The organism is Acinetobacter rathckeae, from assembly GCF_015627125.1.
Taxonomy (GTDB): domain Bacteria; phylum Pseudomonadota; class Gammaproteobacteria; order Pseudomonadales; family Moraxellaceae; genus Acinetobacter; species Acinetobacter rathckeae.
Genome location: NZ_VTDO01000003.1, coordinates 140571 through 154771, shown reverse-complemented (window position 1 = coordinate 154771; position 14201 = coordinate 140571). Strand labels below are relative to the sequence as shown.

Annotated in this window: 11 protein-coding genes; 1 reads left to right on the top strand and 10 read right to left on the bottom strand. The window is 39.8% G+C overall.

Going from position 1 to position 14201, the window contains the following annotated elements; translation table 11 throughout:
* Nucleotides 1–50: 50 nt before the first annotated feature.
* The 4 genes from I2F31_RS06355 to I2F31_RS06340 all read right to left on the bottom strand — a co-directional run bounded on the left by I2F31_RS06355 (nucleotide 51) and on the right by I2F31_RS06340 (nucleotide 4452).
* Complete coding sequence (locus tag I2F31_RS06355; RefSeq protein WP_195769451.1) at nucleotides 51–812, bottom strand: MipA/OmpV family protein; 762 nt, start codon at nucleotides 810–812, stop codon at nucleotides 51–53.
* 177 nt (nucleotides 813–989) lie between these two features.
* Nucleotides 990–1862, bottom strand: coding sequence for an Hsp33 family molecular chaperone HslO (gene hslO, locus I2F31_RS06350; protein WP_195769450.1), 873 nt, complete (start codon nucleotides 1860–1862; stop codon nucleotides 990–992).
* A 53-nt stretch (nucleotides 1863–1915) separates the two neighbouring features.
* Nucleotides 1916–3754, bottom strand: coding sequence for a monovalent cation:proton antiporter-2 (CPA2) family protein (locus I2F31_RS06345; RefSeq protein WP_195769449.1), 1839 nt, complete (start codon nucleotides 3752–3754; stop codon nucleotides 1916–1918).
* Nucleotides 3755–4254: 500 nt separating this feature from the next.
* Nucleotides 4255–4452, bottom strand: coding sequence for an ogr/Delta-like zinc finger family protein (locus I2F31_RS06340; RefSeq protein WP_195769448.1), 198 nt, complete (start codon nucleotides 4450–4452; stop codon nucleotides 4255–4257).
* A gap of 238 nt (nucleotides 4453–4690) precedes the next feature.
* Here I2F31_RS06340 and I2F31_RS06335 point away from each other — a divergent pair, with 238 nt between their 5' ends.
* On the top strand, nucleotides 4691–5356 hold the full coding sequence (locus I2F31_RS06335) for a LexA family protein (protein ID WP_195769447.1): 666 nt from the start codon (nucleotides 4691–4693) through the stop codon (nucleotides 5354–5356).
* A gap of 40 nt (nucleotides 5357–5396) precedes the next feature.
* On the opposite strand, the gene I2F31_RS06330 is transcribed toward I2F31_RS06335, so the two are convergent.
* The 6 genes from I2F31_RS06330 to I2F31_RS06305 all read right to left on the bottom strand — a co-directional run bounded on the left by I2F31_RS06330 (nucleotide 5397) and on the right by I2F31_RS06305 (nucleotide 13984).
* On the bottom strand, nucleotides 5397–5702 hold the full coding sequence (locus tag I2F31_RS06330) for a phage holin, lambda family (protein ID WP_195769446.1): 306 nt from the start codon (nucleotides 5700–5702) through the stop codon (nucleotides 5397–5399).
* 29 nt (nucleotides 5703–5731) lie between these two features.
* Nucleotides 5732–7060, bottom strand: a complete 1329-nt coding sequence (locus I2F31_RS06325) for a glycoside hydrolase family 68 protein (RefSeq protein WP_195769445.1) — start codon at nucleotides 7058–7060, stop codon at nucleotides 5732–5734.
* Between the two features lie 476 nt (nucleotides 7061–7536).
* Nucleotides 7537–9237 carry an ATP-binding cassette domain-containing protein gene (locus I2F31_RS06320; RefSeq protein ID WP_195769444.1) on the bottom strand — a complete coding sequence of 567 codons (1701 nt, stop codon included), beginning with the start codon at nucleotides 9235–9237 and terminating at the stop codon, nucleotides 7537–7539.
* A gap of 81 nt (nucleotides 9238–9318) precedes the next feature.
* A complete protein-coding gene (locus I2F31_RS06315) occupies nucleotides 9319–11538 on the bottom strand; it encodes a primosomal protein N' (protein WP_195773644.1) in 2220 nt (739 codons plus the stop codon).
* A 71-nt stretch (nucleotides 11539–11609) separates the two neighbouring features.
* Entirely contained in the window at nucleotides 11610–13148 is a 1539-nt protein-coding gene (gene lnt, locus I2F31_RS06310; protein ID WP_195773643.1) for an apolipoprotein N-acyltransferase, read from the bottom strand.
* Nucleotides 13145–13984 carry an HlyC/CorC family transporter gene (locus I2F31_RS06305; RefSeq protein ID WP_195773659.1) on the bottom strand — a complete coding sequence of 280 codons (840 nt, stop codon included), beginning with the start codon at nucleotides 13982–13984 and terminating at the stop codon, nucleotides 13145–13147. The genes lnt and I2F31_RS06305 overlap by 4 nt, the downstream gene beginning before the upstream one ends.
* Between the last annotated feature and the right edge of the window lie 217 nt (nucleotides 13985–14201).

Genomic DNA, 14201 nt, shown 5'->3' with positions numbered 1-14201 from the left:
AATCTTTTATTGTGTTTAAACATGATAAAATGATTAAAGAGAAGTTGTGTTTAAAATCGGTACAAAATGCCTAGGGTATTACTCACATCAGCCACTTTGTCGACCATAGGACTCTGTTGCTGTTGCCTCGACAAGCGTGTGACTTGGTGGCTCGTGTAGAGTGTCCAATGTGGGTTAATTTGGTAGCCAATATCTAGGCTAAAGTACGGTTGTATGCTCTGCTTAGGGCGATACTCTTGAATTTGGCTACGTTCGGCTTCGGCGTGACTCACGCCATAGTAGTAATTATTGTAGTGTTGGTCGTTCCATTGCACACCAAGCTCTGGTGAAAATGTCCATTGTTTGTAGTGTGCTTCAGCAAGGTAGGCGAGGGTTGCAAATGAGCCATGCCGACGAGACTGCACATCTTTTTCAGCTAAAATTTGAAAGCCACCATAAGGGCTAATATATGTATAACTGCCTCCTGCCATCAGTGCAGGGCGTCTCTTATTCAGCTGACTGAGTGTGTCTGAGGGTTTAAATTCGGTGCTGTCGTAATATAGGTTAAGTTTGAGTTGGTGTTTTTCTGTATGTAAGGCATATACCCCAACTTCATCGCCATCAATATAAAAGTGTTTTGAATCAAAGAAAATGCTTGGAAAAGTGGTCACTGGAAAGTTATTGTTTTTATACGCTTGTATGTCAATAGCACCTGCTACGCCAATTTGTAATGTTGGCGATGGGTCGGCATGTGCATCGCTGGTGATTGTCAAAACCATCATCACAGCTGTAGTCGCAAATGTATATTTAAAGCGGTTTACATAATCTAGCATATAGGGGTGTTAACCATATTTTTAGCATATACTTCTAGTTATATATAAATTTAATGTTTCATTATTAGGTCAATCTTAAAAAAATATAAATATTTTGTTGTTATTTTAATATGTTAGCCAAAGAATACATCATGACTTTAGTCTTAAGCTAAGCCATGATGTGTCTTGTGACTGAGTTTAGCTTAAGTGCTGACCAAATAAAGCCAATGCTTCTTCGGCATTAAAAGTATATTTGGCATTACAAAATTGACAGTCCATTTCAATTGGATTTTGCACACTTAGGGTATCTTTGACTGCATCTTCACCAATCTGTATCAGTGCATTTTTACACTTTTGCTGTGAGCAAGTGCATGAAAACTCAAGTTGTTCGACTTCAGGCAAGCGAACCTCTTCTTCATTGTATAAACGGTAAAGAATTTCTTGTGCATCGAGTTGTTTGAGCTCATCTGCTTTAAGGGTATCTGTGAGCATAATCAGGCGAGGCCATAGATCGTCATCGATATGCTCTTTCTCTTCTTCTGTGCGTGGCAGAAGTTGAATGAGTAAACCACCCGATGCTTTTTCATCACTTGCTAACACAATATGTGTTGGAATTTGAGCAGAGAGTGCGTAGTACTGCATGAGGCAACCTGCTAATGTGGGTTGGTCAAGGGCAATAATTCCTTGATAACGCTCACCAAATTCAGGGTCAATATTAATAAATAATATCGGTTGTTGCAGTGTTGCAAATACGGTACTGCTATCTGTTGCTTGAGCAAAACGTTCATCTGCTTCAAAGTCTGCTAATGCTCGGACTTGTCCTAAATGATTACACTCTGCCATTGCCCATTTAAATGTACCTTGTGCTTGTATTTGTAGGCTAATGTTGCCTTTTATTTTTAAAGTACTTGCTAAAAGAGCTGTTGCACTGAGCATTTCACCCAAGAGCACTTCAATGGCTTGCGGGTAATCACGTTGTTTTAAAATGGTTTCTAGCGTGTCTGTCAGTTGTACCACTTCACCACGAACAGGACAGTTTTCGATATAAAATCGTTGACGTAAGTTTGACATATTTTTCTCCAATCTAAGCGGTAGATGGTGGCATTGTGTAAAAACACAAGTGACTATTGATCCTTTGTTGACACATCTACTCGTGATGTATTGCAACTGCGTTTTAAATTCACCGATGATGTTTCATCTGTGACGGCACTGTCTCGTTCAAACAAATGCTCTAGCTCTGCAAGTGCATTTTTATGGGTTTCAAAAACTTTTTGTTCATCTTGGTCAATGCTTTGCTGTTCTGTGAGCAGTTTTTCATCATAGTCACGAAAGAGTTCAATGTGTTGATAGGCGTCGGTTTCATCAATACCCAGTTCTCGTAAGGCTCGATAGGCCATACCCAATGCCGATAAATAGGTTTCACGCCAAATGTGTACCACGCCAATTTCTTTGAGTAAATGAACGTGGTAACGATCTCGAGCACGGACTAAGAGTTTAATGTGTGGGTAGTGTAGGCAAATGTGTCTTGCTGTGTGGATTGAGTCTTCGACATTGTCTATGGCCAGCACAAAAATTTTCACATGCTCAATACCTGCGGCACGCAGTAGCTCAGGCTGTGTGACATTGCCATAGTAGAGCGTACCACCATATTGGCGAACGAATTGAATTTGTTGCAAGCTTGAGTCGATGGCGGTAAATGGAATGTGCTGTAGTCGAGCAATACGGGCAACAATTTGTCCAACACGACCAAATCCTGCAATGATCATGGGTGCATTGTGTTCGGGAATGTCATCAAATGCTGTATTTGATGTGGTGTCAAAGCGAGGAATAACGTAGCGTGAAACGAGCCAAAACAAAATGGGCGTCAGTACCATAGATAAAGTCACAATGAGCGTGACAGGTTGGGTGATGGCATTTGACAGAATGTCTTTGCTTTGGGCAACGCTAAACACCACAAAGGCAAATTCACCGCCTTGAGCAAGACATGTTCCCAATAAAAGACTATTTTTCCAACTGTTTTTATAACGCCGTGCAATCAATAGCATGACAGTGGCTTTAATCAGCAGTAAGGCAATGGCACAGCCAATGATTAGAAATGGGTGACTAAAGAGGACAGAAAGTTCTGTGGTCATGCCCACGGTCATGAAAAATAGCCCTAACAGTAGTCCTTTAAAAGGTGCAATATTGGATTCTAATTCGTGGCGAAACTCTGAATCTGCCAATAAAACCCCTGTTAGAAAAGCGCCTAATGTGGTGCTAATGCCTAAAATATCCATGAGTAATACAGTAGATAAGACAATAAAGAGGGCAACTGCAGTCAGTAATTCACTTGCGCCACTGCGTGCAACAAAGCGGAAGAAGGGACGCATGACAAAACGACTAAATAAGAATAAGCCACTAAATACCGCGATAATGGCTGCAAAATAAGCAATGCCATGATGGGTACTGGATGTCCCTGCCAGTAATGGAATAACTGCTAATAGCGGAATCGCTGCAATGTCTTGAAAGAGTAAAACGGAAAATGCATTTTGCCCATAACTGGTGTTGAGCTGTTGTTTTTCATTAAGAAGCTGTAAGACAAATGCGGTAGAAGACAGTGCGAGTGCAAAGCCAATACAAAAGCTGGCTGCAATACTTTGTTTGAATACAAGCCAAATGATCAGCATCAATACCAAACCTGTGATGGTGACTTGTAAGCTTCCCATCATAAAAATGGCTTGTCTGAGTTTCCAAAGTCGCTGTGGTCTGAGCTCTAGGCCAATCAGGAACATTAAAAAAATGACACCAAAGTCACCCAGTTGCATGATTGCATTGGCATCGTGTGCAATGTTGAGTACGCTTGGCCCAAGCATAATCCCTGTAATGAGATAGCCTAATACGGTAGAAATTCCGAAGTGTTTTGCACAAGGCACAATCAGTAAGCTGGCTGCGAGAAACAGTGTAATTTGGAGGAGTAAAGACATGATGCCGCCTGTGTACTACGTGCAAATGTGAGTCATTGTTATTTTAAAATGAAAGTGTGCAGATAAGATAGTCACATAGATATGATTGGGGTGTTAAGTTGAAACTTTTGTAAGTATTTATTCAACATTATGTTTTAGATCGTAACAGTCGACTGGTTAAGTAAAAATAGACACAAGTATATGGGTAATACACCCGAAAATTAACCGAATGTATTGGCTAGTATTTACTATTTTTTATGAAAAGCATTCCATTATGAAATTGTCGTAATACAGCTCTTATTGCTCAAACTATACTGGCTCTAATTTGAAGTGATTTAGCACGTTGTAGCCCACATAATTTGAGTCTTTCATTTATAAAAAATGTTAGAGCGAATAGTATGTTCATGGTAACGCCAGAAGGCTGATCTCCCTGCGATAACTTTTTGCATAACTCATTTTACATTGCCATATATTTTGCCACTTTGGCATATCTAAGATTAATAACTATGCCACATAGGTATTCATTGGCTTGTTTCAAGAATGCGTGTTTGTTTTTTTAATAGTGGCTCTGAGATGATTTTATCTACACTTTCAATGGTTTTAAATGTAGTAGAGCAGCTCATATTTTGGCACTGGTAATATACCTCTTTGGTTTGTGCCGATAGGTAGCGACTTGTACGTGTATAAGAGGTATGATGGCAAACGGGACATTTCATCATAACAAAAAATCCTATATTATTTATATGAGCTATTTAGGTGTTTTTATCTAACTTTTTTGAACCAAATGTTTTTATATCGAAAAACGGTCCTCTATTTGAACACTTTAGTTAACTTAAGTTGGTTTATTTGAGATTTTAGGGTATCACTATCTAACTTAAGTTTCAATAATTTGGTTTAATATAATTAAAGTTAATTTTTCTTGTAGAAGATAGCAATTGTTAATCTAGGATACTAAATATGTTGTTACATGAGCGCATACAGCAAAAGCTCAATGAAATGAAGTTGAAACAAGCTGATATTTCTAGGGCAACAGGTAAATCTAGCGTTGCTGTTACCAAATGGCTACGTGGCGAAAACCAACCGAAATTAGAAAGTCTAAATGCAATTGCTGAGCTTTTGAATGTATCTATTGAATGGTTATTAACTGGAAAAGAGGATAGTGCAGTACCTGACGTTAAAAATGCATATAATAATGTGAGTTATAATCATAACGGCCTAAGCAAAATACCAGTATTGGATTTTGTACAAGCAGGGAAGTTTCGTGAAGTCATTTATGATGGCAGTAATATTCTAGGGTTTACTTATAGTGATTATAAGGGCAGTTTACCTGAAGATATTTTTAGTGTTCAAATTGTTGGGAAGAGTATGCTCCCTCGGTTTTCAGAAGGGGATCACATTATTATTGACCCTAATTTATGCGCTAAACCTGGCGATTTTGTCATTGCAGAAAATAGTGATTACGAAGTGACGTTTAAAAAGTACCGAGTGATCAGCTATGATGAATACGGTCGTGAATTGTTTGAATTGATTCCGTTAAACCCTGACTTTGCAAAGATTAATTCGATTCAACATAAAATTAGAATTATTGGTGTAGTGGTGCGGCATATTCAAAATTTAAGATAAAGCTGGCTTGAGAACAAACCAGCTTTACAGGTAAAAGTGTTTATAACTTTTTATCTAAAAAACGATGAATATAGACGGTAAGCTTTTTTACCCCAATGAATCCAATAAAACCACCGATCGCAACCGTAAGGTCAGATGGTACATTAAAGTAATTCATTGTTGATACTGCGGTAAGGGTCAGTGCACCGCACAGCAAGCCTTCGCAAATGGTTATGGTCCATGAAGCTCCTGTATATATCATACGAAGTATAGCCATGACTATAGACATCAGGACACCATAAAATGTCATATCACCTTGCCACCATGTTTTAATGATTTCTACAATCGATAGTTCATGAAGTAGCATAGATATCCCCCTTTTAGACTCAAAAGCAATTAGGCCGCTTCTTTTTGAGTTAAATTAAGGTTAAGAATATCGTCAAGAATACTACTTAGACCACTACGTCGCTTTCTTAACTTAATATCACGCATTGCAGGGATATAGCCATAGTCTAGTGTTTCGATGACAAATGAAGTATCTCCTTTTAACTCAATTCGTACAGTTGGAGCTTCTGTCCCACCAATACGATACTGTAAGTCTTTGGGATTAGGTGTAGGTACAGGCACAGAATCAATAAATGAGGTGACTAAACCATTGGGCATAACATAATGTGAGTAGGTCTGGTAAGGCTGTGATGATGGATTTCCAAGCACTAAACCAGAGCTATTCATTGGGCGATATGGGCCTGTAAGGCTTTCACTGACAAAACCGTAGACACCATCAGGTCCAGTCAATCCATCAGCATATGTGTATTTATGGCTAATGGTAAAGAGGTAGTATTTCCCATTTTTAAATACATAATGGGGGCGTTCAGTCTGGTCATTTACACCAACAGCCGTCACCAGTGGTGGTAAAATTTTCCAGTTATCACCAGTTAAATCAGTCGCAACGGCTAAACCAATACATCCTGTTTGATAACGTGCACCGCCAACTTGGTCATAGCCTGGTGGTGTACTGCCCATTTCAGCCGAGCCCACTTTATGAGAGCCTCGATCCCCTGCAACATTGCCTTCAAAGACCATATATAAGCGTCCATCATTGGGGTCAATAAATGGGCATGGGTCACGAAAGTTCCAATAAGGGTTTTGTGCTTCAGTTTGGTAATATTTACCATCTGCTGGAAAGAGTGATTTTACTGTATTGAAGCCTTCAACACTTACCCCTTTGTCTGTTGTTACGATACGACCGCGAACTTTGGCAATGGTTGCACCTGGTGTTACACAGGTATAGTACAAATCAATATCACCCTGATCATTGAGTAAAATAGGTGTTCCTGCCCATTCACGTGAGGTTGGTGATACCCCTTCTTTCATGACACGGCCACCGTAAATCCAGCTTTTACCATCTTTACAATACCAAAAGCAAATACGTGCACGACCGTGGCGGTCATTCCAGTCGGCTGTAATATCGTATGTACCATCTTTGGCAATAAATACCTCTGGGCTACGTTTTGCAGTGAGTGTGAAAATTACAGACCACCCATTAACAGAAACAATCGTACCATCGAGGGTACGTAGTGGCATGGTATCCCAAATGAATACGTCATTACTCATGACTGGAAAGTTGGGTGAAACTAACGGTTGGGTTGTGGTTGGATCGTTTTCATGTACTTTTAAAGCATCTGCACGTGTCCAAATGGTTGATTGGTAGTTTAAGTTTGTCATCTTGATTTTCCTTCTATAGTTCAATAAGTTATTTGTGAAATCGCAGTGTTTAAGGTTGTTTGCGAAGCCACATTTAGACAATAGAACAAGATGTGGAAAATAAAAATTCAATTTGGATGTGCCATTTATGGCACAACATGTTTATACGAAAAATTGCTTTTTATGCTGTTTTTTGGTGTTGATAGCATCATTTTATTTAAATTTTTTGATCGGTTTGAATACAGTGATTTATCAATTTTATGGCTGTGTAGGTGAAAATATTACCATGTTGATTGTAGCACCTCGTTATTCATCATTGGTGACGTAAAGATGCTGTATAGCCGTGTATGTATGGGGGTGGCCGAAGCGTTTGTAAGATCGCTTTTCCGTGAAAGTCTCCTCGTCTTGCCAAATTTAGTGGCCACTTGTATTTTAAACCGTAGAAGTACGCCAGTTAAATTAAAAATGGGAATATCAATGTAAGCCTGTTTGAGGCTTTAGATTGCATGAGTATTTTTCATGTCTTCGATATTAATGATTTCATCGCACAAGTTAATACAATCTTTTGCATGGGTGATAATAATGATGGTACTCACATTTTGTTTTAATATCTCAATGGTTTTGATTGCCATAGATTGATCTAAGGCAGATGTGGGTTCATCAAGAATAAGGGTTTTTGGCTTTTTGAGCAGTGCTCGAATAATATTTATTCTTTGTAGCTCACCACCTGAAAAATTGTTGCTGATCAGGTCAATTGAATCATCAAGTGTGATGTGGTTGTCAGCTAGAAGGTGGGCTAAATTAAAACTCTTTAAGAAAGCTATGATGTCATCATCAGTGATTTTATGGGTGGAGTTGTAGACCAAATTTTCTCTGAAACTTCCAGAAATGAGTTTAGGATCTTGGCTCACAAAGGCAATGTCTTGATAGGTTTTATGTGTATGAGCTTGAGATATATCAATGCCTTTATAACTTAAATGCCCAGCATGTATTTTTTCTATGCCTAGTAAATAGTTAATAAAAGAGGTTTTGCCTGAGCCTGTTTTGCCAATAACAGCATATGTTTTTTGACCTAAAATCTGGTGGTTAAATGTGGTTAATGTTTGATCACCTAGCGTAATGGTTGCATTTGAAAACTCGAAGACAGTAGGGTGGTGCATGGTGTGATCAAAGGTATCTTGATCTGCTTTTAATGGATGATCTTTAGGACATTGGAAATAGCCATATAACTTTTCAAGTGAAATTAAATTGCCATTTAATCGCATAATGGTTTGAGATATAAGTATAAAAGGCGTGGTGAGTTGAATAATATAAGTGCTGACTAAAACAAAAATACCTGAATTAATGGCTTTATTTTGAAAAAGATATGCCGATACAAGCATAAACGATAATAGAAATATGCCAATAAAGAGCACTTGGCGCATCATAATGAAGCTGATTTTGCTGTTGCTTTGAAATGTTTTTGAACGAAAGGTATTTACTAAAAGATCAAACTTGTTTAGCTCATGTTGTTCTGAATGATTGACTTTAATCTCATAGGGCATACTTATTTTTTCAATAAAAAATTTATTAACTTGGTTTTTAGACTCATATATTTGCTTGAATGCATTTGAGGACGCTTTATTAAGTCTATAGGTTACATAAAAAATAATGCTTATGCTGATAAGAAAAGCGAAGCTAAATATTGTATTAATACTGGTTGCTAAAACCATGCACATAAAAATAAGCTGTGCCAAAATGGGTAAAATACTCAGAAAAAATGTGTAGTTCACTTGGCCAAAAGCGGACGTTCCTCGCTGAACATCTGAGTTAAATATACCTACATTTAGCTTTTTTTGTTCATTGTAGGTGAGCTGAAAGAAATGTTCTAAAGTGCTATAAATCAGTGCTGATTCAAAGTTAGCTAAAATATATGCAGATAAGAGGTTTTTAGTCCATTCAGTTAATTGTTCCATAAGCCATGCAACTGCATATGCAATAACGAGTAGGTACAACATACTCAGGTAGGATGGTGTATTGGTTTGAGTGCTTTCATTATAATTTACAATGTCTTTCATTAAATATGGTACAAGGCTACTTAAAGCAGATGACGCAATAATAATGACAAGTAATAAAGCAAAAGCGGGTTTTGCTCGAGTGAATCTTTGTTTAGACAGTGACCAGAAAAATTGATAAATATTCAGGTGTTTATTATTCATGGACTCGCCTTTATTGTATATTTCTATGGTCTGTTTGAGGCAGTTGTTAGTTATATGACAGACATACCAATAAAGTCAATTTTACCCAAACTCTTGTGGGTCAACATCAATAGACAATCGAATATCTGAAGGTGCGGTTGCACGCACATATTGCCACCAATGTTTGACGTAGTGGTGTAACTGCACTCGACTACTTGCAAGTAATAGCATGTGTGCGTGGTATTTTCCTGCCTTACGTTGCATGGGTGCGGGTATTGGCCCCCAAACATCTACGCTTTGCTGTGCATTGTCAGTCAATAGTTTGGCATTTTGGCTGAGAAACGCTAGATTGTGTTGTTCATTTTTAGCATCGCTGCGAATTAAAATACTGTAGCGATAGGGTGGTAAGCAGGCGGTTTCTCGCTCTTTGAGGGTTTGCTCGGCAAACGTACGGTAGCCGTGTTCAAGCAATGTGTGCAGTATAGGGTGTTCTGGCCGAAGTGTTTGCAAGATCACTTCGCCGTGATAGTCGCCACGCCCTGCACGTCCCGCCACTTGAGTGATGAGCTGTGCAGTACGTTCGGGGGCTCTAAAGTCAACACTGAGTAGGCCTGCATCTATATCTAAAATGGCCACTAAACTCACATGTGGAAAATGATGCCCTTTGGCCAGCATTTGCGTGCCGAGTAAAATGAGGGGTTTTTCTGCATGAATTTGTGCATATATTTTTTCTAAACTGCCTACGTGGCGGGTGCTGTCCTTATCTACTCGTAATACATCATGCTCAGGAAAAAGCTCTTTTAAGCCTTCTTCAATTTTAACTGTGCCTAAGCCAATCGGTTTAAGGGTGGGGTGTTGGCAGGCAGGACATTGTTTTGGCAAGGTTTGTATCAGACCACAGTGGTGGCAGTGTAAGTGTTGGTACGGTTGGGTGTGCAAGGTAAAATGTGCATCACAGCGGGGGCAGTTGGCTTGCCATGCACAGGACTCACACATCAGTACAGGGGCATAGCCACGCCGATTTAAAAAAACCAAAACTTGTTGACCTTGCTGTAATGTCGCTTTGATTTTTTCAATCAGGATTAGACTTAAACCATGCTGTTTAGGGGCAATTTTTAAGTCTAAAATCTGCATTTTGGGCATGCGAGCATGGCCTGCTCTTTGGTTGAGCATAATGTGCTTGAGCTTGCCTTGTTTGGCTAAAGCAAAGCTGTCTATACTAGGGGTTGCTGACCCTAAAATCACAGGGCACTTGGCTAAATAGCCTCTATACAGTGCGACATCTCTGGCGTGGTAGCGAAAGCCTTCTTGTTGCTTAAATGAAAGGTCATGTTCTTCATCTAAGATAATCAGCCCTAAGTCGGGTATTGGGGTATATAACGCTGAGCGTGTACCTAAAATAATACCTGCTTGCCCTGTTTGAGCTTGTTGCCACGCATGTAAGCGTTTTGTGTCATTTAGCCCTGAGTGTAATAAGGCAATATGGCAATCAAACCGTGCTCGAAATCTAGCAATTGTTTGCGGAGTTAAGCCAATTTCGGGGACTAAAACCAATACTTGCTTATTTTGCTTTAATACCTGCCACATGACTTGTAAGTACACTTCAGTTTTACCACTGCCTGTAATGCCATCAAGTAAATAGCCTGCATAGTTTTGCAGTGTAGGTACAATTTGTTCAAGGGCTTGTAATTGCTCTGTGTTGGCGGTGAGTTGTTTTTCTGCTAACCCGACAGGCTTACGGCTAAAGTCAATCTGGACTTCATTTTGTTGTACTAATTGTTTTTTTTCTAATGCTTTTAGCGTGGCCGTACTTATACCGTGTAGGTTCAGTTCAGTTTCAAGTACGCCGTGAGGGTGTGTTTGTATGTACTCAACCGCAAGGCGTTGTTTCTCTGAGCGTTTGAGTTGTTTGAGTGTATTTTCTTCATGGGCTAATGGAGTCAGTTGCCATTGCGTGGTGACACAATCGTAATGATGACCTTGTCTAAGCCGTGTGGGTAAGGCACTTTGTATGACCTCGCCCAGCGGATACATATAATACTGGGCTGACCACGTGAGTAATTGGAGAATATGTGGATCAATTAACGGTTGTTCATCGAGTATTTGTATAATTTTTTTGAGTTTAAATTGTGTTGATGGTGGAACATCTAAGGCCACTTTTTCTATCACAATGGCTACACAGGTTTGGCGACCAAAAGGTACAGTGACCCGCATGCCTGCTTGAATATCGGCATATTGTTGTGCAGATACTTCGTAATCAAAATATTCGTGAATTGGGACAGGTACAGCAACACGAATACGAAAAGGCAGTGGGTTATTCATCTGTAGATCAACCAACAGTATGTTTTATTGGGGGTGCTCATGGCGTGTGTTTAAGCCATGAGCTGGTTCAATTAACATCTTGATTTAAAAGAGACATCAATGGTACGTGGGCGATAATGTAAGCCCAATAACAATAAAACAGCACAAAACAATAAGACAGGATAGTCACCTAAACGACTATATAAGGTTTGTCCTGTAAATGCAGGGACATCATGGCGTAGAACTAAGGCTTGGTCTTGTGGTGCTTGAGCCACAATTTGACCATGTTGATTGATAAATGCGGTGACGCCGGTATTGGTGGCACGCATGAACCAACGGCCATTTTCTTTGGCACGCATTTGTACCATTTGTAAGTGTTGCCAAGGCCCCGCAGTACCTGTAAACCATGCATCATTAGAAATAGTCACCATGTAGTCACTGCCGATTGCATTTAAACGGGTTAAGTTGGGGTAAGCCACTTCATAACAAATGGCAACACCGAGTGCATGATGTTTAATATTTAAATGTGGTTGAGGGGCTTGTCCTGCGGAAAGTCCGCCACCACTTGGGTCATTTTGCAATGCAGGCAGTACCCATTTGAGTAGCCCTGCAAAAGGAACGTATTCACCAAAAGGTACAAGGCGTTGTTTTTTGTATAAGCCCGAGGCATCTTGACCTGTAAGCATGAGTACATTGTAGAGTAACCATTTATTGGCATGTTCAGATGCTTTTTCATCGTAATACAACATGCCTGCACCCCATGCCGAGCCCGTTTGCTTGGCATGCTCGCTTACTTGGTCTAGAAAAGGTTGTACCGATGTTTGTAACATTGGAATAGATGATTCAGGCCAAAGGACTAAATCACGCCCCCATTCTGATGCACTCAATGCACTGTAAATGTCTAAGGTCTTATATTGGTAGGCTTCTTGCCATTTTAAGTCTTGTGGAATATTGCCTTGTATTAAAGACACAGACAGTGGTTTTTCTGTTTTGGGAGTGACAAAATTCAGTAGGCTTGCTCCCCATGCTCCAAGCACTACAAGTACGATTGGAATAAGCCAAAAGAAGTGTTTTTTAAAGAGTTCTACACATGCACAGGCAATGAGTACAGCAATAAACGACACACCAAACACCCCAAAAAGTGGTGCGTATGCGTCTAGGTATGCTTGCGTAAATGCGTAACCGACAAATAACCATGGAAACCCTGTAAAGAGCCATGTTTTTAACCATTCAAATAAAATCCAAATGGGCGTGAATGTGAGCGGTGTTTCAGGGAAAAAACGTCTATAAGCCCAAGTAGATACGGCACTAAATAAACCCATGATGATGGCGAGTAGAGCAATGAGCAGGACAGAAATTGCTGAGTTGGTGTCGCCATATTGGTGTATAGAGGTGTATAACCAAAATGCACCAACGAACCATAAGCCAATGCCGTAACACCACCCTAAAAGGAAGGCTTGTGGAGCAGTTCGAGCATGTAAACAAGCATACAACAGTGCAGGTGAAATGAGTGCTAACCACCAATAACCATAAGGCGCAAGCGATAAACTAAAAACACCACCTGCTGTGAGTGTGACGAAGCACAATAACGCAAGTGGCATTTTTTGTACGTGGATGTCTTTTAGACTCATTGGCGTACAGCTCGGATGAGTTGAATGGTGCGAGCATCTGCGGTCACAATGGTAAAGGTCCAGTCTTCAAGCTCAATCACTTGGCCTTCTAAGTCGTTGACTAAACCAATTTCTTGAAGTAGTAAGCCTGCGACTGTTTCCACTTCATCATCTGAGAAATGAGCATTTAATACAGTGTTAAAATGCTCGATAGGCGTGAGTGCTTGCACAATCCAAGCAGGTTTATCATTGTGTTTTGGGTCGGGTAAAATCAGCTGACTTTCTTCGTTGGCATCGTCGTGTTCATCTTCAATTTCGCCAACAATTTCTTCCAAAATATCTTCAAGTGTGACCAGTCCAGAGGTTGCTCCGTGTTCATCAATTACAATGGCAATATGGGTTTGGGTGTTTTTTAGCATACGCAAGACTTGGTCTGATCGAGCACTTTCTGGAATAAATAGGGGTTGACGAATCAGTGCAGAAATATCGACTTTTGCAGTAGGTTCAGACAAAAAAGGCAACAGGTCTTTGGCCAGTAAAACACCAACCACCGTGTCTGGATGGTTTTCACAAAACACAGGAAAGCGAGAGTGTGCAGATTCAATAAGAATCGGCAAGATATCAAGCAGTTGGTCATTTTCTTGTAAGCTAACCATAGCCGTGCGTGGGGTCATCACTTCACGAACTTTGGTTGCAGGAAGGTCAAGTACCCCTTCAAGCATTGCCACGGTATCTGGTTCTAAAAAGCGTTTAGAGTCTTGTACTAGTTTGAGCAATTCATCTCTGGTTTCTGGTGCTGTACCTAACCATTTTCTTAAGCCACGCATGCCCCACGATGGGCCTGTTTCCTCGTGCATGATCCTTCCTAATAAAGAGGTATGTTTTTATGTATAGATTGGTCATCATACCGAAGAAAAATGGCAGATGCATTAACAAAACGATGTTAAATCTGTAAAGAAAGAATCAATCCATTATTGTCTTAGCTCGTTAATTGTGTCTTAGATTGTAGGATAGGGAATATCTAATATGTCTGTAAGAATAAAAAGCAGATTTATTTTAAATTTATTTATTTTG